The organism is Rhizobium sp. AP16 (assembly GCF_000281735.1).
Classification (GTDB): Bacteria; Pseudomonadota; Alphaproteobacteria; order Rhizobiales; family Rhizobiaceae; genus Rhizobium; species Rhizobium rhizogenes.
On the sequence record NZ_AJVM01000083.1, the window covers coordinates 31,190 to 51,352 of the forward strand.

Genomic DNA, 20,163 nt, shown 5'->3' on the forward strand with positions numbered 1-20,163 from the left:
TGACACGATGACAAAGCGCGGACTTATTCTCGATGGCGGCACCGGCCGCGAACTCGAACGGATCGGTGCGCCTTTCCGCCAGCCGGAATGGTCGGCGCTGGCCTTGATGGAAGCCCCTGAATTCGTCCGCAAGGTCCATGACAATTACATCGAGGCCGGCGCTGACGTCATCACGACAAATAGCTATGCTGTCGTACCGTTCCATATCGGCGACGAGCGCTTCGAGGCCGATGGCGCCATGCTGGCCGCACGCGCCGGCCGCATCGCGCGCGAAGCGGCGGATGCATCGACGGATCGCAAGATCCTCGTCGCCGGCTCGCTACCGCCGGTCTTCGGCTCCTACCAGCCGGATCTTTTCGATCCCAAGCGGGCAGGGCACTATCTCGACACGCTGGTCGGCGGCATGGCGCCTTACGTGGATTTGTGGCTCGCCGAAACCCAGAGCAGTCTTGCCGAGGCGCGCGCCGCCCGCGAGGCTACGCTTTCGACCGGCAAGCCCCTCTGGATATCTTTCACCCTGCGCGATGATCTCGCTCCTTTGGACATGCCGGAGCCGCTACTGCGCTCGAACGAGACCGTCAAGGCCGCCGCCGAGCTCGTTGCCTCCTTCGGTGGCGAGGCCATGCTTTTCAATTGCAGCATGCCGGAAGTCATGGAAGCAGCCATCGAAACGGCGCGCGCCACCTTCGCCGCCTTGGGTGCGGACATTCAGGTCGGCGTCTACGCCAACGCCTTCCCGTCGCAGCAGGACGACGAAGAGGCTAATGCCACGCTGACCGAGATCCGCAACGATCTCGACCCCGACAGCTACGGCCAGTGGGCCGGACGCTGGGCCGCCTCCGGCGCCAGCATCATCGGCGGCTGCTGCGGCATCGGCGTGGATCACATCCACGCGCTGTCTGGCCGTTATCGCTGCGTCTGAGCAGTTGATGTTCCATGCTGGCGCGATGAGGCAAGGCCGGTCCGACCGGCCAAGTCTTAAAGCGCGCCGCTTCTGTTGAGCGAGATCGCGTAGACGCTGGTGGTCGCGGTAATGAAGAGCTTGTGCTTGCCGCGCCCGCCGAAGCAGAGGTTGGACACTGTCTCGGGAACCAGCAGCTTGCCCATGAGATGGCCGTCCGGCGCGATGCAATGGACGCCATCGCGCGCGGAGGACCAGAGATTGCCGTCGCTGTCCAGCCGCATACCGTCCGCGCAGCCCGGCGAGATCACATGAAAGACTTCGCCGCCGGTCAGCCGCCAGTTTTCGCCGACGTTGAAGACGCGGATATGCTGGGGATCGTTGCTATGCATGCGGCCGGTATCGGCGACATAAAGCTTCTTTTCGTCGGGGCTGAAGGCAAGCCCGTTCGGGCAATTGAAATCGGTGAGTACCGCTGACATCGAGCCTGAAGCATCGACGCGATAGACGTTGCAGGGCAATTCCTGCTCGCTTTTATAGCCTTCGTAATCGGTGGCGATGCCGTAATGCGGGTCAGTGAACCAGATGGCGCCATCCGAGGCGACAATGACATCGTTGGGCGAATTCAGCCGCTTGCCCTGATAGCTGTCGGCGATCACTGTGATCGGGCCATCATATTCCGTCCGGGTCACGCGCCGACCGCCATGTTCACAGCTCACAAGGCGCCCCTGCCGGTCGCGCGTATGGCCGTTGGAGAAGTTCGACGGCTCGCGAAAGATGCTGGTGCCGAGGCCCGGTATCCAGCGCATGATGCGGTTGTTGGGGATGTCGGAAAACAGCAGGCAGTTCTGGTCGCCGAACCAGACAGGCCCCTCCACCCAATCGAAGCCGGTGGCAATCTGCTTTACGGGAGCATTGCCGAGGACGAAGCGACCGAAAGCCGGATCCACGATTTCGAAGAACGACATTTTTGACATTACCTCCCATAATGTTGCATTCTGTTATCGATAACATAATCGGATGCGTCCGCAAGCGGGAGGATAATGCATGAGCCATATTGTGGCGTCGAGTGTCTTGAGCGACGAAGGCGTGATGACGCTGTTGAGCGCGGCGATCGGCGAAGCCACCGCAATGGGGCAGCCGCAATGCATCGCCATCGTCGATGCAAGTGGTGTGTTGCTTGCCTCTTTCCGCATGCGCGGCACGCGCTTCCTGTCGTTGAAAAGCGCGCTCGCCAAGGCACGGACGGCGGCATCCATCGGCGCACCGAGCCATTCCGTTCCCGAGCATGCCAAGCTCTTGTTGGCGGCTGCGACCCAAGTGAGGTGACCGGCCTCAGAGGTGGTCTTCCCATCCGCATTTCCGGTGTGCTTGTCGGCGGGATCGGCGTTGGCTCCGGCTCGGGAGAGCAGGACGAGGCGGTTGCCCTTGTTGCGCTGAAAGCAATCGGGGCGGATCTGGACTGAACAGCCTGATCATTTGTGAACGGCGCCCGCCAGCAAATCATCCTTGCCGGCGGCCCTCGTTCATTTGATGCGTCAGGCGAAGACGATCTGCGCCTTCATGGCTCGGCTGCGGTCCGAGGCGATCTCGAAGGCGCTGATGGCGTCATTCAGCGGCACGGAATGGGTGATCAGCGGCTTTACGTCGATTAGGCCCTTGCGCATCAGGTCGACCCCGAAGGCAAATTCCTCGTGGAAGCGGAACGAGCCGCGCAGGTCCAGTTCCTTCGCAGTGATGGCCAGCATCGGCAGCGTCATGTCGCCACCGATACCCAGTTGCACGATGATGCCGCGCGGCCGGAGCGCGGCGATGCCGCCGATGAGGGCAGCGGCAGCGCCTGAGCATTCATAAAGCACGTCGAAGGTGCCCTTGTCGGCTGAATAGGCGGCGAGTGCCTCAGGGTCTTCCTTCGTGTTGATGACCCTGTCCGCGCCCGCCTGCTTTGCAAGGGAAAGTGTGAAATCCGACAGATCGGTCGCGACGATTTCCACGGCACCGGCGCGGCGCGCGGCGAGGATAGACAGTACGCCGATCGGTCCGCAGCCGGTGACGAGGACGCGATGGCCGAGCAGCTCGCCGGCGCGCTTCGTCGCATGCAGGGTGACGGCGAGCGGTTCGGCCATCGCGGCTTCACCGGCCGTCAGGCCGTCGGCGGGGACGCATTGAATGGCATCGGCGACCAGCGTTTCGCGGAATGCGCCCTGAATATGCGGAAACGGCATGGCGCTGCCATAGAAGCGCATGTTCAGGCACTGATTGTGCAGGCCTTGCTGGCAGTAACGGCAGGTTCGGCAGGGGCGCGATGGCGAAACCGCGACGAGCTGGCCGAGCTCTAGCCCTTCGACGCCGGGGCCGAGAGCCGTAACCGTCGCGCTGACTTCGTGGCCGAGGATCATCGGCTGCTTCAGGCGGACGGCGCCGAAGCCGCCGTGATGGTAATAGTGCAGGTCGCTGCCGCAGACCCCGCCGGTGGCGAGCTTCAGCTTGACCTCTCCCGCACCCGGCTCTTCCTCCGGATAGTCCTCGATCCGCAAGTCCTTGGCGGCGTGAGCGACGATGGCTTTCATGTCATTCTCCTTACAGAACGGGTGTCAGCAACGGCTGGCCGGCAAAATGGGCGGCGAGATTGTCGCGGACGAGCTGTCCCATGGCCTTGCGGGTCTCGATAGTACCCGAGGCGTGGTGGGGCTGCAAAAGAACATTGTCCAGAGCCAGGAAACGCTCATTGAGTTTCGGCTCGCCCTCGAAGACGTCGAGCGCCGCCGACCCGAGCTTGCGGGTTTCCAACGCGTCCAGCAGCGCTTCCTCGTCGATGTTGGAGGCGCGCGAAATGTTGATCAGCATGCCTTCCGGACCGAGCGCTTCGATCACCTCTTGTCCGACGATGTGACGGGTCGCGGCAGACGCCGCCAGCGTCACGAACAGGAAATCGGATTGCTCCGCCAGCTTCACCGGATCGGCCACGAATTCCATGTCGGTCGCGTAGCTCTTTGCCTCGACGTCGGAATAGCCGATCTTCATGTCGAAGCCCTTCAGCCGCTTGGCAACCTCGAAGCCGATGCGGCCAAGGCCGAGCACGCCGGCGCGGCGTCCCCAGACGCGGCGCTTCAGCGGATAAAGGCCCTTGTTCGCCCAGCTTCCATCTCGTACCCATGTTTCGGCGCCGAGCATGCCGCGTGACTGGCAAAGCATCATGGCAATACCCAGATCGGCGACATCGTTGGTGAGGACGTCGGGCGTATTCGTCACGCGGATGCCGCGTTCGCGGCAGGCCTGGAGATCAACCGCGTCGAAGCCGACGCCGTAGACCGAGATCACTTCCAGCTTGGGGCAGGCCTCGATCATGGCGCGATTGGCTCCGAGTTCGCCGCGCGTGGCGATCGCTTTCACCGATGGGCCGACGTCCGCTAGAAGAGCCGTCTTATCCTCGGATTCGAAATAACGATGAACGCGAAACGCTGCGTCCAGAGGCTCCTGATCCCATTGCGGATAGGGTCCGATCTGAAGAATTATCGGCTTGTCCATCTTTTTGCATCTTCCCTTGACATCGAATGTTATCGATAACATAAACAAGAGGAACAGCATTTGTCGAGATAAAAAACGGAGGAAACGATGTCTCTTGGCCTCTTCGATCTGAAAGGGCGGCGTGCTCTTGTAACGGGCTCGTCCCAGGGCATCGGGCTTGCGCTTGCCAAAGGATTGGCGGCAGCAGGCGCTGAACTGGTGCTCAACGGCCGCGACGCGGAAAAGCTTGCCAGGACTGCGGCCCTGTTCGAGGGCAAGGTTCACACGCTGCCTTTCGACGCGACCGATCATGAAGCTGTCCGCAACGCCGTCGACGCGTTCGAGGCCGGGACCGGCGCCATCGATATTCTCGTCAACAATGCCGGGATGCAATTCCGCTCGCCGCTGGAAGAGTTCCCCGCGGATGCGTTCGAGCGGCTTCTTCGCACCAACATATCAAGCGTTTTCAACGTCGGTCAGGCCGCTGCCCGCCATATGATCAAGCGTGGTGCCGGCAAGATCATCAATATTGCGAGCGTCCAGACCGCACTGGCACGCCCCTCGATCGCTCCTTACACGGCAACCAAGGGCGCCGTCGGCAATCTCACCAAGGGCATGGCGACGGATTGGGCCAAGTATGGGCTGCAATGCAATGCCATCGCGCCGGGCTATTTCGATACGCCGCTGAACGCCGCGCTCGTTGCCGACGCCGATTTCTCGGCATGGCTTGAGAAGCGCACCCCGGCCGGCCGTTGGGGACGTGTCGAGGAACTGGTCGGCGCCTGCGTCTTCCTGGCCTCCGATGCCTCCTCCTTCGTCAACGGGCATGTGCTTTATGTCGACGGCGGGATCACCGCATCGCTTTAAAGGGATGCCGCAGGCGGTCTCGGCTGCGGCAAATTCCTGGTCGGCGCGATGAGGACGCGCAGACTATGACAACGAATATGGATCACCGTTCGAAACGGGCGCCGGGACTGATGTCGCGGCTTTGGAGGAGGAACAGCCATGAGCAACAAGGTTGCGCTGATCGGCGCGGGCGCAATGGGCGGAGCCATCGGCACGCGCCTCGCCGAGACCGGCAACAGTCTGACGGTCTTCGACCTCGACAAGGAGAAGGTGGCGGCGTTGACGGCCAAGGGCGCGAGCGCTGCGCCCAGCGCGGCGCAAGCGGCTGCCGTATCGGATTATGTCATTCTGAGCCTCAATTCCCCAAACATCGTACGGGCTGCGGTGTTCGGCGCCGGCGGCGTTGCCGAAGGTGCCAGACCCGGTACCTTGATCATCGACATGTCCTCGATTGATCCCGACGCCACCAAGGCACTGGCCGCGGACGCAGCGGCAAAGGGTCTGCGCTGGGTGGACAGCCCGCTATCCGGTGGCGCTCCGAAGGCGCTGATCGGCCAGTTGACGCTGATGGCCGGCGGCAGCGAGCAGGATGTCGCCGACGCGCATGAGGTGCTTAGGCATGTCGCTTCGAACTACACCCATATGGGGCCATCGGGCGCAGGCCAGACCACGAAGCTGATCAATCAGGTGCTCTGCGCACTGAATTTTCTCGCCGTTGCCGAGGCGACCCAGCTCGCGCTCGACGCCGGCGTGGATGCCGCCAAGATCCCGCAGGCACTGAAGGGTGGACGGGCCGACAGCGCCCTGCTGCAGGAATACATGCCGCGTTACGTGGCCAAGGATTATCGCCGCACCGGCCGGATCGACAACATGGTCAAGGATCTGAACGGCGCGCAGGACCTTGCCCGGCGCACCAACACCGCCATGCCACTGACCTCCGTCTGCGCCGAAGTTCACCGCATGCTGACCGCCGCCGGCCTCGGCGGCGAGGATCAGGCGGCGCTGATGGAATTCTTCAAAGGACCGAACAAGGAGATCGCCGAATGATTACCCGATACGCACTATTCGAAGGCAAGGTCAGGGATGGCGAAACGGAAGCATTTCGCGCGGCGGTCATGGAGACCATTCTGCCGAAATGGAAGCAATTTCCCGGCGCTCTCGATGTTCGCGTGTCCTTTGCCGAGGCCTGGGACGAAGGCGCTCCGGAATATCCGATGATCCTTGCCATCAATTATCCCGATACGGCCGCGGTCGAGGCCGCTCTTGCAAGTCCTGCTCGGGCCGAGGCGCGTGCGGCAACGGAAGCAGTGCTCTCGCGGTTCTTCGAGGGCCGCATCCACCATCACGTAACGGTTGCCAATGAGTTCGTGCTGTAAGCCTCTTGCCGCGACGTCTGTCCGACGGGAGCCATACCCCCGTCTTCTCGTCTTAGGATAAGCAAAGGGCATGCACTTGCCATTTAGAGGCGATGCATATTACTCTTGTGGTAACGATAACATAGGCTGTCGATGAGCAATATCCGCAAGCCGCCGACCATGGCTGACATTGCCCGCGTCATGGGAGTTTCCCCCATGACCGTGTCACGCGCATTCAAGGCGGACAGTCTCGTCAGCGCCGAGACCAGGGAGGCCATTCTCAAGACTGCCGAGGATCTGGGCTATGTCTTCGACAGCACGGCCTCCAATTTCCGCTCGCAAAAGTCGGATTTCGTCGCCGTCACCATTCCCTCCATCAACAACGCCAATTTCGCAGATACCGTTGGCGGGCTTGCCGATACGCTCGCCACGCGCAACATGCAGATCCTGCTGGGTTACACCAATTACGACATGCAGGAGGAGGAGCGGCTCATCGAGCAGCTTCTGCGCCGCAAGCCGCAGGCAATCGTCGTGACTGGCGGCAAGCATACGCCGCGCGCGCGCCGCCTGTTGGAGACGGTCAATATTCCGGTGATCGAGACCTGGGATATCCCGGTCGAGCCGATCGGGCATTATGTCGGCTTTTCCAATGCAGGCGCCGTTCGCCAGATGGTGGATCACTTTGTCAGCGCCGGCCATCGTCGCATTGCCTTCATCGGCGGCGATGTCGGGCGTGATACCCGCGGCAGCGAGCGCCGGGCCGGCTTCATTGCCGCAATGGAGGCGCACGGGCTTGATGCATCCCGCCTGATTGCCGCCGGAGTGCCGCCTATTTCGATGCGCGAAGGCGCCAATGCGATGGCAAGGCTGATCGAAATCCATCCGGACACGCAGGCAGTGGTCTGCGTGTCGGATCTCGCGGCCTATGGTGCGCTGACCGAATGTTGCCGTCTTGGCGTGCCCGTGCCGGAGCGTTTTGCGATCGGCGGCTTCGGCAATTATGAAATCGGCGAGGTCTGCGTGCCCACGCTGACGACGATCAACGCTTTCGCGCGCGAAATCGGCGAAAAGACCGCCCGATTAATCCTCGATATTCTGGATGAGGGGTCGGCTATCGAGGATGTCAGGATTACGCCGGAGCTGATCGTGCGCGACAGCAGCCGCTAGATTTTGCCTATTTGCCAAATGCAAAAGCGCGGCCCGAAGGCCGCGCCGTTTTCATATCAAGATGGGATCACTTGCCCCAGATCTTCTGGTACTGATCCTTGTATCCGTTGCCGGGATCGAAGGTGTTTTTCGGGCCTCCGTCCGTTTCCACATTATCAGCCGTCACCACATGCAGCGGCGACAGATAGCCGGACCATTTCTCTCCCGAAAAAGCCCGGTTGAGCTCGTCGACCAACTGCCAGCCTTGCAGGTTTAGAGGCTCGGCAACCGTCACCTTCTGATATTGGCCGGCGCGGATGCGTGCATAGGCGGATTCCGAACCGTCACCGGCGGCCACGTTGATCGGCGCGTCCGTGCCGCCCTTGCCGGCGGATGCGAGCGACGGCCCCATGAAGTCGAAATAGAGGTCGTTGATAGCCAGCGAATGGGTCCAGCTATCGCCATACTTCTGTAGGAGCGAAGTGGTGAGCTGCGGCATGCGCTGCGAGGTCTCGGCAATGGGTGTGTCGACATATTCCAGCACCTTGCCGCCAAGACGCTCGATCTCGGCCTTCATCTTGTCGGCCTTGGCAATGGCGATGGCATAGGTCGAGTCGGTGAAGATGATGACGCCGGGCTTGCCCTTGGCATCGACGAAGGCCCAGTCGGCGGCAGCCGTCGACACTTCCATCGCATCGGTGCTGACATTGGCGAACAGCCCGCTCTTTTCATCCGGGCCGATGACGGGGCCTGCATGCCAGGCAACCAGCGGGATCTTTGCGGCCTGCGCCTGCTCCAACGCCGGTGCCTGTTCGATCGCGTCGAAGCCGTCGATGATGATACCGTCCGGCTTCAAGGCCATGGCCTGGCCGAAGGCCGCGGTTCGTCCCCCGATCGAGCCCGCGCCATCGAGAACCTTGACCTGCCAGCCAATCGCCTTGGCCGCTTCCTCGACCCCGTTGCTGACGCCGAGGATACCGCCGTTCTTCAGGTCGCCGGCCAGCACGACGATGGTCTTGCCGGGCTGCGCCTTCGGACCGGTGGTGGGGCCGTCCCATTTGGTGACCGGCGAGGCATATTTATCGACGACGGCCTTCGCGTCAGTCAGCGGATCCGCATAGGCGTGGCTCGCGCATAGCATCAACAGGCCTGTGGTTGCCTGCAGGAAATATCTGCGTTTCATTGTCTGTCTCCTCCCTTTGGTAATCAAAACAATATGATCTTCACTATTCGGCTGCCTTGGCGGGCAGTTGCGGCTTTTGCGCCGGCGCCATTCGGCCGGCGAGGCTGCGTCGGCGCTGGGCGTAGCCAGCAATCCCGATGGCGACGAGCAGGGTCACGCCGTTGAACAACGGTTCCACATAGAAGGAGCCGCCGATCTGCTGGATGCCGGCAATGCCGACGGCCAGGATGATGACGCCGATCATGGTTCCCCAGACATTGACACGGCCGGGCTTGATGGTGGTGGAGCCGAGGAAGGCTCCGACGAGCGCCGGCAGAAGATATTCCAGCCCGACGCTGGCCTGGCCGATCCTGAGTTTCGAGGCGAGCAAGACGCCGGCCACGGCGGCAAGCGTGCCCGATGTCACGAAGGCACCGATGACGAAGCGGCGAACCGGGATGCCGTTCAAGGCAGCAGCCTTCGGATTGGCGCCGATGGCGTAGACGTAGCGGCCGATCGGCGTGTATTCGAGTATGATCCACATCACGAAAGCCAGAACCAGGACGTAGAGTCCGGTGATCGGCAGGCCGAAGATCATGGTTCCGTTGAGCGCGTAGAAGCCCTGCGGCAGCATGCCGACCACCTGCCGTCCGCCGGTATGCCAAAGGGCAATGGCGTAAAGGACGGTGCCTGTGCCAAGCGTCGCGATGAAGCTGTCGATCTTGGCGATCTCGACCAGCAGCCCGTTCAGGAAGCCGGTCAACGCTCCAAGCGCGAGAACGATCAGGACGGCGACCGGCCATGGCAGGCCGAACATGGTCTGCAGGCTGATCGCCAGTACATGCCAGAGCACGATGCCATAGCCGATCGTCAGGTCGATACGCCCGGCCGCCATCGGGATCATCGCGGCCAGCGACAGGATGGCGATGATGGTCTTGTCGGAAATGATCGACCGCAGATTGAGCAGCGTCGGAAAGGTCTGCGGCAGCAGGATGGAAAACAGCAGGATCAGGAAGGCCGTCAGGATGACGAGGCCATAGACCGGCAATAACCTTTGGATTTTCTGGCCGAAGCTCATTCCCGCCAGTTCGGCCCGGGTGGGTTCGAGCGCGTTGGATTCGATCGATTGCATGGGGTTCTCTCCGATTTAGGCGGCTTCGGATGCAGATGCGGCGGCGATGACCGCCGGCGTCGTCAGTTCCGCGCCGCTCAGTTCCCGCACGATTTGACCGCGTGAGAACACCAGGGCGCGATGGCAGATATGGGCAATTTCCTCGAAGTCGGTGGAGACGACGAGCACGGCAAGCCCTTCCTCCACCGCCTCGGCGATCAGCTTGTAGATGTCTGCCTTGGCGCCGACATCGACGCCGGCTGTCGGGTCCTCGGCGATCAGCAGCTTGCGGCCCGTGGCAAGCCATCGGCCGACCACGACCTTTTGCTGATTGCCGCCGGACAAGGCTTCGATCGCAAGCGCCTGGTCATTAGGCCTGAGGCCGACCCGGCTGCCGAGCGAATAGGCCATTTCGGCTTCGCGCTGCGGCGGCAGGAAGGACAGCATGCCTCGCCCGGACGCGCCGGGATTGAGGAAGGTGTTTTCCCTGAGGCTGAGCGACATGGCGACCGACTCCTCGGTCCGGTCCCTTGCGATCAGGCCGATGCCCGCAGCCATGGCGGCAACGGGGCTGGAAAGATCGGGCTCCGCGCCGTTCAATCGGACGGTTCCGCTCGATGGTTCGCAGCCGAACAGCGCGCGTCCGATCAATTCCTGGCCGGCGCCCCGGAGCCCAACGAGGCCGAGAAGTTCTCCCTGCCGGATGTCGAAGGATACGGGACCTGCGCCACGGCAGGCGAGATCTTTGACGGAGACGATGGCGGGACCGGCGGTCCGCTCGGCCTTGACGAAGAGCTGGTCGGCCTTGCGTCCGACGATCATGCGGATCAGCTCGTCCGGCGTCGTGTCTGCGACCGGCTTCTGTCCTACGAGTTGCCCGTCGCGCAGCACGGCGACCCGGTCGGCGATCCTGAAAATCTCATCCAGCCGATGCGAAACGTAGATCATCGCAACACCGCGCTCCTTGAGCGGGCGGATAGCTGCAAACAGCTTCTCGACCTCATCGGCGGGCAAGCTTGCCGTTGGTTCGTCGAGAACAAGAACGTCTGCCTCGACTGCGAGCGCGCGAGCAATCGCCACGAGAGATTTTTCGGTTCGTGTCAGCTCCTGGACCCGCGTCGATGGATCGAAATCGCATCCGACAAGCTTCAGGGCCTCCGCCGTGCGGCGCTCGGTCGCCCGCCAATCGATCAGCTTGCCGCGCAGCGAATAGCCCTGTGCCAGTCCGACATTCTCGCCCACCGTCATCCATTCGATCAGCCCGAGATCCTGATGGATGAAGGCGACCGGCTGGCGCTGATTGGGCTTTGGCGGGCGGTGCTGATACGGCTTGCCGCGAAACAGGATTTGTCCGCCATCGGGCTTGTAGATGCCTGCGAGCGTCTTGATGAGGGTGGATTTGCCCGCGCCGTTCTCGCCGAGAAGAGCCAGGATTTCTCCGGGCTTCAGATCTAGCGAGACATTCGACAGGGCGCGCGTTCCACCAAACTCCTTGGTGATGTCGCAAAACTCGAGCAGCTTTCCGTCGTCCATCCCGCTCCTCCCAAAGCTTCGATGAGAGGAGGCTATGTTATCGATAACATTCCGTCAAGAGGCTCCCGATTGACAACGCGGTTTCATCGCGGAGATGGCTTTGATTTCGCCACCGTGCCGATCGTCTGCTGCCTGCATGAATATTGATTTTGCCCGGCTGCTCACCTCATCTCGGTTCATTATTGCGTATCACGGCTACTTTTCGCGCATATCGGATAGGTTTGGCGTGCCCGTGGATATACTTTCAACTTAAAGTAAAGATTTGCTTTAAATAGATATTACTTACATATTACGAATGAATGTATGGGAATATTGTCGATTTATGGGGGAATTTGTAAGACATATGCGGCAAATAATTGGATCGTTCGACTGGGCTGCCTGAAAGATTTTTTGGAATTCGCGCCTCATTGTGACCAATACTGTCGTGCACCGGACAATGTTTGGATCGATAGTGCATTTACGCTGTCTGTGGTTTAGTATTATTTATCGGGAAAATCGCGATTTGCGGTCTGCTTTTTTTGTCGTTTGGGTGGCCCTCGGGTTCGCTCCCAAGGATTGCCTGTTCAGGAGTTTTGATGAGGTACGCTAGTCAATCCGTTTTCAAGATTGTGAAAGCCGATGCCGATGAAATGTCGGAGCACTATGCCAGGACCTTGTCGCCCGCAAAGGTGGAGCCGCTTCGGCAACATTCGCTGATCTCGGTGGAGGATCGCCATTTTTCAGTCGGACGCTACAGCGTCTGGAACGGGCGATGCCAATCCGGAATGCAGGTGACGCTTTCGCAGGCGCCGGATGCCTATGCCCTCTACTTGCCATCCTCCGGGGTGATGGAGATAGATGCGGGCAGCAAACGGCTCATTTCGAAGCCGACCACCGCTCTTCTCGGTGACATGTCATGCTTTGAGAGGCTGACGCTTCACGAGGGACGCAGCCATATGGGCGTGGCCTTCGAAAAGTCCGCAATGATCCAGCAATTGAGCGAATTGCTGGATGCCCCCGTCATCGGCGGCATCGATTTTGCCGACACGATCGACTTGGCAACGGCAAAAGGAGCGCGGGTAGCAGCGCTCAGTCATCTTGTCTGGAGCTGTCTGAACGTCGAGGAGACGGACCGGCCCTCGTCGGCATTCGTTGAGCGCCTTTTGCAGGCGATGATGATCGCGCTGCTGGAAACAGTCCCCAACAATTACTCGGCACGGCTGACCAAGCCTGTCTCGCCAGCGATCCCGAAGCGCCTGAAGAGGGCGATCGAATACATGCACAGCAATATTTCGTCGCCGATGGGTGTCGCCGATATCGCGCGGGAAGCCGGGACAAGCGTGCGTGCATTGCAGGCCGCCTTCCAGCAGTTCAAGGACACTACGCCGCTGAATTATCTGCGGACGATCCGCCTGGACGGCGCTCGTAAAACCCTGACGGATCCGGCTATCTCACTGTCGGTTGCCGAAGTTGCCCGGAACTGGGGATTTTCCCACATGGGTCGTTTCGCCGCGCTCTATCACCAATCTTTTGGTGAGATGCCGTCGAGCACGGCAAAGATGGGAAGAGGCGGAGCCAAGTAACGGACTACGGGCAGCGCTCCGGGAGCGATGCGATCAGGATCCGATCATCGGGGTCGAATTCCGGGGCGGTATTCAACAAACGCAGATTTTATACCGAACACGCAGGAAAGAAGATCGAGCGCAATTGCGATCTCATGATTGCATTGAAGTTTGCCGCGCATTGCCACTCTATGCAGCGGATGCTGTGGTCGGTAGCTACTGCTCCCAACGACAGCATCACCCGCCCGTCGACACCCCAACTTCGATGGGCGGGATTTGCCTATCAGGCCGTCGTCTTCCGTGTTCAGCGACCGTTGATGGTTCGCAAGCCGAATTCTTCCACGTCTCATGACACTGGTGAACACCCCGCCACCCCGGCGTTGCGAGCCATGGAGAGAATATTAAGCGGCTGTCGCGCAGTTCGTTTTATCCAGATGACGTCATTTGCATCCTGAACGCGAGCGCAAAATGGCGACTCTGGAGTGGCGGAACACGGTCTTAAGTAATTCTTAGCCATATCGCATCTGATTACCCGGATATTCCAGCGAGTTATTGTTCTGGCTGCAATTTCATAAAGGTATTTTCCGATGCGACTTACGATTAAATCTACCCTTCTTAGTCTGTTTGGAGTCCTTGCCACAATTTCCGTTGTGCAAGGCCTCGTCTCCGTAAACAGGCTGTCCCTGATCAGCGAAGCAACCCGTTCGATAGCCGATAATACGGTCCCCTCCGTGCTGGTGCTTGGCCAGCTGAATACGGACTACGGCGATTTACGCGTCGCCCATGAGGGTTATCTGCTCGCGCGCGCCGATGACCGGCAGTCCGTTCTCGCGGCGATGGCGGAGACGAAGGCGGAAATTGCCAAGGACATGAAGGTTTATCTGCCCATGATTGCGGGTGACAAGGAGCGCGCCATCTATCAGAAGTTCCTGGATGCAGATGCGGAGTATCAGCGGATTTGGGAGCAAGCCAAGGCCCTGAAGGACAACGGGAATGACGAGGGGGCCAGTGCTCTGCTGCTGGGTGAGGGCAAGAAGGCATATGACAAGGCTGGCGATACGATCCAGGAGGACGTGGACCAGAACGTCGCAGACAATAGCGGTAATCTCGACACGACGAATGCTGCGGTCGCATCAAGCCTGAGTGTTGCCTACATCGCCCTTTGCATTGCGATTGTCGGTGCTGTCGGTGCCATGATCCTGACATTGCGGCGCGTCATTTCTCCTCTTGCCCGGATCACCGGCTACATGAACCGGCTTAGCAACGGCAATACGGCGGAGGCCGTGCCGGATCGTGACCGACTGGACGAGATCGGCGAGATGGCCGGCGCCATCGAGGTGTTTCGTCAGGCGGCAATTGAAAACAAGCGGCTGGAGGAGGAGGCCGAGGCAAACCGTCGTCGTGCGGAAGAGGATCGAGTTTCCGCGCAGGAGATCGCAGAGGCGGACGCCGCCGCACGGCTCAAAGTCGCAACGTCTGGTCTTGCCGCAGGATTGAAGCGACTTGCAGCCGGCGACCTCGCCTTCCAGCTTACCGATGCGTTCGCGCCCGATTTCGAAGCGTTGAGGCATGACTTCAATGCGTCGGTCCGGCAATTGAATGAAGCGCTAACCGCGATTTCGCAGGCAACGGCAACGATCGACGGCAATTCGCTTGAGATCAGCCAAGGGGCCAGCGATCTTTCCAAGCGCACGGAACAGCAGGCCGCCTCGCTCGAGGAAACGGCCGCGGCGCTCGACCAGATCACGAACAATGTCGGTAATTCTGCCCATCGCGCCGACGAGGCGCGCGCCGTCGCCAACGAGGCCAATGTCAGTGCGAAGCGATCTGGAGAGGTGGTGGCCAACGCCGTCGATGCCATGAGCCGGATCGAGCAATCGTCAAACCAGATCTCCAACATCATCGGTGTCATCGATGAAATCGCCTTCCAGACCAATCTCCTGGCGCTCAATGCCGGCGTCGAGGCGGCGCGCGCCGGCGAGGCGGGCAAGGGTTTTGCGGTTGTCGCCCAGGAAGTGCGTGAACTGGCGCAACGCTCGGCTCAGGCGGCCAAGGAGATCAAGGCTCTGATCCGCTCCTCTTCGGTCGAGGTCGCAGGCGGTGTTCGCCTCGTCAGCGAGACCGGCGACGCGCTCCGGATCATCGAGGCGCATGTCGAGACCATAAACCGGCATATGGAAGCGATCGCCATTTCCGCCAAGGAGCAGTCGATCGGCCTTTCGGAGGTCAACATCGCCGTCAATCAGATGGATCAGGTCACGCAGCAGAATGCGGCGATGGTCGAAGAGACGACGGCCGCAAGCGCCACTCTGGCTGCGGAGGCGGTCAATCTGCGTAGCCTCGTGGCCCAGTTCATGCTGGAAAACGGCACCGCACGCCAGAACCAGTTGGCAGCGCTACGGGCGACTGAAAGCCGATTGGCAGCTCCGGATCGCTCGGTCAAGGCGAGGTACGGAACTGCCCGGCTGTATGGCTGAGGCGCCTTACGGCGAAAAGCAATGATCCGACCGCAGCCTCCATATCACCCTTTGATATGGAGGCTGCGGCCCCAAAAGTACCTTCAAATGTCAAAAAAGTATCAGTTCTTGGTGCAGGGCGTAGTAGCGGTTCATGACATCCACGCGTAACCTTTGATTATCAGATCGGGCAGCGTCTCTGGGAGGAGGTGCGACGAGACAATGATCGAAGGCGAAGGGAGGTGTGCAGGATGAACCCCGATTTGGAAGTGGTCGCCATCGGCAGCGGTGAATCCTTCAAGGCCTGGGAGCACGGCTATCCTTACCGCACCGTCCGCTGGCATTTTCATCCCGAATACGAGATCCATCATGTGGTCGCCACCACGGGGCAATATTTCGTCGGCGATTTCATCGGTGAGTTCGAGCCCGGCAATCTGATCCTGACGGGACCGAACTTGCCGCATAATTGGGTTAGCGACGTGCCACCCGGCACTTGCCTGCCGCTGCGCTGCCGTGTGCTGCAGTTTTCCGAATTCTTCCTGGCGGACGCGACCAAGATCTTTCCGGAGCTTTCTGCCTGCGCCGGCATCCTGGAGATGAGCCGCCGCGGCGCGCTCTTCACGCCCGAGACCGCTGCCATCGTCGGCCCGATCCTGGGTGATCTGGTCGAGGCGCAGGGTATCCGCCGCATCGAGCTCTTCATGAATGTGCTGAATGCGCTGAGTTCGGCGCAGGGCACCCGGACGCTTGCGAGCGCGCTTTATCATCCCGATCCGTCCGGCTTCATGTCGGCGGGCGTCAACAAGGCGCTTTCCTATATCAACACGCATCTGACTGAACCATTCAGCGAAAGCGATCTGGCCGAGCTTACCGGGCAGAGCCCAAGCTCGTTTTCCCGCAGCTTCCGCCGGCATACCGGCATGGCGCTGGTGCAATATGTCAATCGCCTGCGCGTCAATTTTGCCTGCCATTTGCTGATGAGCCAGTCGGACATGTCGATCACCGACATCTGCTTTGCGACCGGCTTCAACAACATCTCGAATTTCAATCGCCGTTTTCTGGAGCAGAAGGGCATGGCGCCCTCGCGGTTCAGAGCATTGCTGGCGCAGAACATAGGAGCGGTGGAGGCCGCCTAAAAAGGGGGAGGACAGGGAGGAGAAACCAACAATCCGGGCAGGATGAGACGGACGACCAGCTAGGCGCCCGAAGGAGACGTCTTGTCCGAAAATAAGCCCTTGGGCGCCGGCCGCAGAGCCCGCCTTAGGTCGAGACACACGCAAGGCCTCGGGCTCGATCAGCGAGCTTGAGGCTTCATCGAAAACGTTACCAATAGGGACGGAGATATCTAATGACCAAATTCGCATGGAGACTAACAGGTGCCGCGGTGCTTGCTGCCGGCCTCCTGAGCAGCGCTTCCGCCTTCGCGCAATCCGCAAAGGTGACGGACGCGACCGTTGCCTTCCTGATGCCCGACCAGGGCTCGACCCGCTACGAGGAACACGATTATCCGGGTTTCCAGGCCGAGATGAAGAAACTCTGCGCCGGCTGCAAGGTGATCTATCAGAACGCCAACGGCGATGCCTCGCGCCAGCAGCAGCAATTCAACTCGGTGATCTCGCAGGGTGCCAAGGCGATCGTGCTCGACCCGGTCGATTCAACGGCCGCGGCATCGCTCGTCAAGCTCGCGCAGAGCCAGGGCGTCAAGGTCATTGCCTATGACCGGCCGATCCCCTCGGTCCCCGCCGATTACTATGTGTCCTTCAACAACGAGGAAATCGGCAAGGCGATCGCCAAGTCGCTCGTCGATCATCTGAAATCGAAGGGCGTAAAGGCAGGTGATGGCGGCCTTTTGGAAATCAACGGCTCACCGACCGATGCGGCCGCCGGCCTCATCAAGAAGGGCATCCATGCCGGCCTTGCCGATGGCGGCTATCCGGTGCTTGCCGAATTCGATACGCCGGATTGGGCGCCGCCGAAGGCACAACAATGGGCAAGCGGCCAGATCACCCGCTTCGGCAAGAAGATCCTCGGCGTCGTCGCGGCCAATGACGGCACGGGTGGTGCTGCCGTTGCAGCCTTCAAGGCCGCCGGCGTCGACCCGGTTCCGCCGGTGACCGGCAATGATGCGACGATCGCGGGCCTGCAGCTGATCATCGCCGGTGATCAGTACAACACGATCTCCAAGCCCAGCGAAATCGTGGCCGCTGCTGCGGCCAACGTCGCCATCCAGCTGTTGTCGGGTGAAACGCCGAAAGCCGATACCAAGCTCTTCGACACACCGACACAACTCTTCACCCCGGCGCTGGTAACGGCGGAAAATCTGAAGGCCGAGATCATCGACAAGCAGGTCAACGGCAAGCCGATCCAGACGCCGAAGCAACTGTGCGGCGATCGTTACGCCGAGGGCTGCAAGACGCTCGGTATCATCAAGTAACACCCTCCCAAGCCAAAGCTCCGGCCGCCCAGCGCGGCGGCCGGGGACCTCTAGGGAAGCAGGCCCAATCAAGGAAAGGCTCGCGACACATGACTGGCGCTAGCGATCAGATAACCCCGGCAGGCGAGCTCATTCTCAGCCTCAAGGGCATCTCCAAACATTTCGGCGCGGTCTCCGCGCTCACCGATATCGATCTCGACGTCCATGCGGGCGAAGTGGTCGCCCTGGTCGGCGACAACGGCGCCGGCAAGTCGACACTTGTCAAGGTTCTGGCCGGTGTGCACCAGCCGAGTGCGGGCACGATCACCTTCGGCGGCAAGACAGTCACGCTCGACGATCCGAGCGCTGCGCTGTCGCTCGGGATCGCGACCGTATTTCAGGATCTGGCGCTCTGCGAGAACCTCGATGTCGTCGCCAATATCTTTCTCGGCCGCGAGCTTGCGCCGCTGAAGCTCGATGAGACGGCGATGGAGGTCCGCGCCTGGACGCTGCTGAACGAGCTTTCGGCCCGCATTCCAAGCGTCCGCATCCCGATCGCCTCGCTTTCGGGCGGACAGCGCCAGACCGTGGCGATCGCGCGCTCGCTGCTGCTTGAGCCGAAGATCATCCTGCTCGACGAGCCGACGGCCGCGCTTGGCGTCGCCCAGACGGCGGAGGTGCTGAACCTCATCGAGCGCGTGCGCGATCGCGGCCTCGGCGTCGTGATGATCAGCCACAATATGGAGGATGTCCGCGCGGTCGCCGATCGCATCGTCGTGCTCCGGCTCGGGCGCAACAACGGCGTCTTCTACCCCGACACGTCGAACCAGGAACTCGTCAGCGCCATTACCGGTGCGACGGAAAATGCCGTTTCGCGCCGCGCCGGCCGCCGCCAGGCGCAGCAGGACATCAGCCAGGAGGGTCAGATATGACCGGCAATGCAAAACAGACCGCGACATTGCTCGACCGTAGCGATATCCGCGTCAACCACGATGCCGGGCTGGCGGCAACGATCCGTTCGTCGATCGACAAGGTGCGCTCCGGCGATCTCGGATCGTTGCCGGTGGTCGTCGGCCTCGTCATCATCTGGACGGTCTTCGGCACGCTCAATCCGATGTTCCTCTCCAGCAGCAACCTCGCCAATCTGCTCTTCGACGCCTCGACCGTCGGCGTGATCTCGCTCGGCATCGTCTGCGTGCTGATGCTCGGCGAGATCGATCTCTCCGTCGGCTCGATCAGCGGTTTCGCCTCGGCCATGGTCGGCATACTCTGGGTCAACGAAGGCTGGCCGGTGGCAGCCGCCATCCTCGCCGCCCTGATCGTCGGCGGCATTATCGGATCGCTCTACGCCTTGCTCTTCAATCGGCTGGGCATGCCGAGCTTCGTCTCGACGCTCGCAGGCCTGCTCGCGGTGCTCGGTATGCAGCTCTATCTGCTCGGCAATACCGGCTCCATCAACCTGCCCTACGGCTCGGCGGTCGTGAATTTTGGTCAGTTGCTGGTCATTCCGAAACCGCTCGCCTATGTCTTCGCGCTGCTTCCGGGCATTGCCATGCTGTGGACGGGCTATCGCGACGCGGAACGTCGCCGCAAGGCCAATCTGTCGGCGCGTTCCATCGGTGGCCTCTTTGCCCGGTCGATCGCGCTGACGGCGGCCCTTGAATTCGTCGCCTTCTATCTTAACCAGGAGCGCGGCATTCCCTGGATGTTCGGGCTCTTCGTCGTGCTCGTGATCATCATGAACTACGCGCTGACCCGCACTCAATGGGGCCGGTCGATGGCCGCGGTCGGTGGCAATCGCGAGGCGGCGCGGCGCGCGGGTATCAATGTTCGGCGCATCTATACGAGTGCCTTCGTTCTCTGCGCCATGTTTGCCGCACTCGGGGGCGTGATGGCGGCCGCGCGTCTTGCCTCGGCAAGCCAGCAGGCGGGCACCGGCGACGTCAATTTGAATGCGATCGCGGCCGCCGTGATCGGCGGAACCAGCCTCTTCGGCGGACGTGGCAGCGCCTATTCCTCGCTGCTCGGCATCATCGTCATCCAGTCGATCGCCAGCGGGCTGACCATGTTGGATCTGTCGTCCGCCCTTCGCTACATGATCACCGGCGCGGTTCTCGCCATCGCCGTCATCGTCGATTCCGTCGCTCGCCGCTCCCGCGCTTCGCACGGGCGAGCCTGATATTCCCTAAAAC

Annotated in this window: 17 protein-coding genes and 1 pseudogene; 12 read left to right on the forward strand and 6 right to left on the reverse strand. The window is 61.1% G+C overall.

Features of this window, described 5'->3' with window-relative positions; translation table 11 throughout:
- The first annotated feature begins 7 nt into the window (after positions 1-7).
- Positions 8-922, forward strand: a complete 915-nt coding sequence (locus PMI03_RS28385; protein WP_007702325.1) for a homocysteine S-methyltransferase family protein — start codon at positions 8-10, stop codon at positions 920-922.
- A 56-nt stretch (positions 923-978) separates the two neighbouring features.
- On the opposite strand, the gene PMI03_RS28390 is transcribed toward PMI03_RS28385, so the two are convergent.
- Positions 979-1,869 (reverse strand): SMP-30/gluconolactonase/LRE family protein, encoded by an 891-nt coding sequence (locus PMI03_RS28390; RefSeq protein WP_007702328.1) that lies wholly within the window; start codon positions 1,867-1,869, stop codon positions 979-981.
- A 79-nt stretch (positions 1,870-1,948) separates the two neighbouring features.
- On the opposite strand from PMI03_RS28390, the pseudogene PMI03_RS28395 reads away from it, so the two are divergent.
- Positions 1,949-2,367, forward strand: a pseudogene (locus PMI03_RS28395) (GlcG/HbpS family heme-binding protein).
- A gap of 72 nt (positions 2,368-2,439) precedes the next feature.
- Here the strand turns inward: PMI03_RS28395 and PMI03_RS28400 are convergent.
- Together PMI03_RS28400 and PMI03_RS28405 are read right to left on the reverse strand one after the other, a co-directional pair.
- On the reverse strand, positions 2,440-3,471 hold the full coding sequence (locus PMI03_RS28400) for an L-idonate 5-dehydrogenase (RefSeq protein WP_007702335.1): 1,032 nt from the start codon (positions 3,469-3,471) through the stop codon (positions 2,440-2,442).
- Between the two features lie 10 nt (positions 3,472-3,481).
- The gene (locus PMI03_RS28405; RefSeq protein WP_007702338.1) at positions 3,482-4,429 is read right to left on the reverse strand and encodes a 2-hydroxyacid dehydrogenase; all 948 of its coding nucleotides are present in this window, start codon (positions 4,427-4,429) and stop codon (positions 3,482-3,484) included.
- Positions 4,430-4,516: 87 nt separating this feature from the next.
- Here PMI03_RS28405 and PMI03_RS28410 point away from each other — a divergent pair, with 87 nt between their 5' ends.
- From PMI03_RS28410 to PMI03_RS28425, 4 genes are all read left to right on the forward strand, one after another.
- Positions 4,517-5,275, forward strand: coding sequence for an SDR family oxidoreductase (locus PMI03_RS28410; RefSeq protein ID WP_007702339.1), 759 nt, complete (start codon positions 4,517-4,519; stop codon positions 5,273-5,275).
- 138 nt (positions 5,276-5,413) lie between these two features.
- Positions 5,414-6,301 carry an NAD(P)-dependent oxidoreductase gene (locus PMI03_RS28415; RefSeq protein WP_007702341.1) on the forward strand — a complete coding sequence of 296 codons (888 nt, stop codon included), beginning with the start codon at positions 5,414-5,416 and terminating at the stop codon, positions 6,299-6,301.
- Positions 6,298-6,630, forward strand: coding sequence for a hypothetical protein (locus PMI03_RS28420; protein WP_007702343.1), 333 nt, complete (start codon positions 6,298-6,300; stop codon positions 6,628-6,630). The genes PMI03_RS28415 and PMI03_RS28420 overlap by 4 nt, the downstream gene beginning before the upstream one ends.
- Positions 6,631-6,762: 132 nt before the next feature.
- Entirely contained in the window at positions 6,763-7,776 is a 1,014-nt protein-coding gene (locus PMI03_RS28425) for a LacI family DNA-binding transcriptional regulator (RefSeq protein WP_007702345.1), read from the forward strand.
- 67 nt (positions 7,777-7,843) lie between these two features.
- On the opposite strand, the gene PMI03_RS28430 is transcribed toward PMI03_RS28425, so the two are convergent.
- Genes PMI03_RS28430 through PMI03_RS28440 form a run of 3 tightly spaced genes read right to left on the reverse strand, consistent with a single transcriptional unit; the run spans position 7,844 to position 11,561 of the window.
- The gene (locus PMI03_RS28430; protein ID WP_007702347.1) at positions 7,844-8,938 is read right to left on the reverse strand and encodes a substrate-binding domain-containing protein; all 1,095 of its coding nucleotides are present in this window, start codon (positions 8,936-8,938) and stop codon (positions 7,844-7,846) included.
- A gap of 43 nt (positions 8,939-8,981) precedes the next feature.
- Positions 8,982-10,049: an ABC transporter permease gene (locus tag PMI03_RS28435; protein ID WP_007702350.1), complete on the reverse strand. Its 1,068-nt coding sequence runs from the start codon at positions 10,047-10,049 to the stop codon at positions 8,982-8,984.
- Between the two features lie 15 nt (positions 10,050-10,064).
- The gene (locus PMI03_RS28440; RefSeq protein WP_007702352.1) at positions 10,065-11,561 is read right to left on the reverse strand and encodes a sugar ABC transporter ATP-binding protein; all 1,497 of its coding nucleotides are present in this window, start codon (positions 11,559-11,561) and stop codon (positions 10,065-10,067) included.
- 575 nt (positions 11,562-12,136) lie between these two features.
- Here PMI03_RS28440 and PMI03_RS28445 point away from each other — a divergent pair.
- The 6 genes from PMI03_RS28445 to PMI03_RS28470 all read left to right on the forward strand — a co-directional run bounded on the left by PMI03_RS28445 (position 12,137) and on the right by PMI03_RS28470 (position 20,150).
- The gene (locus PMI03_RS28445; protein ID WP_007702354.1) at positions 12,137-13,123 is read left to right on the forward strand and encodes an AraC family transcriptional regulator; all 987 of its coding nucleotides are present in this window, start codon (positions 12,137-12,139) and stop codon (positions 13,121-13,123) included.
- A gap of 566 nt (positions 13,124-13,689) precedes the next feature.
- Complete coding sequence (locus PMI03_RS28450) at positions 13,690-15,579, forward strand: methyl-accepting chemotaxis protein (protein WP_007702365.1); 1,890 nt, start codon at positions 13,690-13,692, stop codon at positions 15,577-15,579.
- Between the two features lie 230 nt (positions 15,580-15,809).
- Positions 15,810-16,694: an AraC family transcriptional regulator gene (locus PMI03_RS28455; RefSeq protein WP_007702368.1), complete on the forward strand. Its 885-nt coding sequence runs from the start codon at positions 15,810-15,812 to the stop codon at positions 16,692-16,694.
- Between the two features lie 212 nt (positions 16,695-16,906).
- Entirely contained in the window at positions 16,907-17,992 is a 1,086-nt protein-coding gene (locus tag PMI03_RS28460) for a sugar ABC transporter substrate-binding protein (protein WP_007702372.1), read from the forward strand.
- 89 nt (positions 17,993-18,081) lie between these two features.
- Positions 18,082-18,903 carry an ATP-binding cassette domain-containing protein gene (locus PMI03_RS28465; protein ID WP_007702379.1) on the forward strand — a complete coding sequence of 274 codons (822 nt, stop codon included), beginning with the start codon at positions 18,082-18,084 and terminating at the stop codon, positions 18,901-18,903.
- Positions 18,900-20,150: a sugar ABC transporter permease gene (locus PMI03_RS28470; RefSeq protein WP_007702382.1), complete on the forward strand. Its 1,251-nt coding sequence runs from the start codon at positions 18,900-18,902 to the stop codon at positions 20,148-20,150. Before PMI03_RS28465 ends, PMI03_RS28470 begins: the two co-directional genes overlap by 4 nt.
- Positions 20,151-20,163 lie beyond the last annotated feature (13 nt).

What these genes read in the sequence shown, in the direction of transcription:
- PMI03_RS28385 (WP_007702325.1), top strand. Translation starts at nt 8, where the DNA reads ATGACAAAGCGCGGACTTATTCTCGATGGCGGCACCGGCCGCGAACTC.
- PMI03_RS28390 (WP_007702328.1), bottom strand. Translation starts at nt 1,869, where the DNA reads ATGTCGTTCTTCGAAATCGTGGATCCGGCTTTCGGTCGCTTCGTCCTC.
- PMI03_RS28400 (WP_007702335.1), bottom strand. Translation starts at nt 3,471, where the DNA reads ATGAAAGCCATCGTCGCTCACGCCGCCAAGGACTTGCGGATCGAGGAC.
- PMI03_RS28405 (WP_007702338.1), bottom strand. Translation starts at nt 4,429, where the DNA reads ATGGACAAGCCGATAATTCTTCAGATCGGACCCTATCCGCAATGGGAT.
- PMI03_RS28410 (WP_007702339.1), top strand. Translation starts at nt 4,517, where the DNA reads ATGTCTCTTGGCCTCTTCGATCTGAAAGGGCGGCGTGCTCTTGTAACG.
- PMI03_RS28415 (WP_007702341.1), top strand. Translation starts at nt 5,414, where the DNA reads ATGAGCAACAAGGTTGCGCTGATCGGCGCGGGCGCAATGGGCGGAGCC.
- PMI03_RS28420 (WP_007702343.1), top strand. Translation starts at nt 6,298, where the DNA reads ATGATTACCCGATACGCACTATTCGAAGGCAAGGTCAGGGATGGCGAA.
- PMI03_RS28425 (WP_007702345.1), top strand. Translation starts at nt 6,763, where the DNA reads ATGAGCAATATCCGCAAGCCGCCGACCATGGCTGACATTGCCCGCGTC.
- PMI03_RS28430 (WP_007702347.1), bottom strand. Translation starts at nt 8,938, where the DNA reads ATGAAACGCAGATATTTCCTGCAGGCAACCACAGGCCTGTTGATGCTA.
- PMI03_RS28435 (WP_007702350.1), bottom strand. Translation starts at nt 10,049, where the DNA reads ATGCAATCGATCGAATCCAACGCGCTCGAACCCACCCGGGCCGAACTG.
- PMI03_RS28440 (WP_007702352.1), bottom strand. Translation starts at nt 11,561, where the DNA reads ATGGACGACGGAAAGCTGCTCGAGTTTTGCGACATCACCAAGGAGTTT.
- PMI03_RS28445 (WP_007702354.1), top strand. Translation starts at nt 12,137, where the DNA reads ATGAGGTACGCTAGTCAATCCGTTTTCAAGATTGTGAAAGCCGATGCC.
- PMI03_RS28450 (WP_007702365.1), top strand. Translation starts at nt 13,690, where the DNA reads ATGCGACTTACGATTAAATCTACCCTTCTTAGTCTGTTTGGAGTCCTT.
- PMI03_RS28455 (WP_007702368.1), top strand. Translation starts at nt 15,810, where the DNA reads ATGAACCCCGATTTGGAAGTGGTCGCCATCGGCAGCGGTGAATCCTTC.
- PMI03_RS28460 (WP_007702372.1), top strand. Translation starts at nt 16,907, where the DNA reads ATGACCAAATTCGCATGGAGACTAACAGGTGCCGCGGTGCTTGCTGCC.
- PMI03_RS28465 (WP_007702379.1), top strand. Translation starts at nt 18,082, where the DNA reads ATGACTGGCGCTAGCGATCAGATAACCCCGGCAGGCGAGCTCATTCTC.
- PMI03_RS28470 (WP_007702382.1), top strand. Translation starts at nt 18,900, where the DNA reads ATGACCGGCAATGCAAAACAGACCGCGACATTGCTCGACCGTAGCGAT.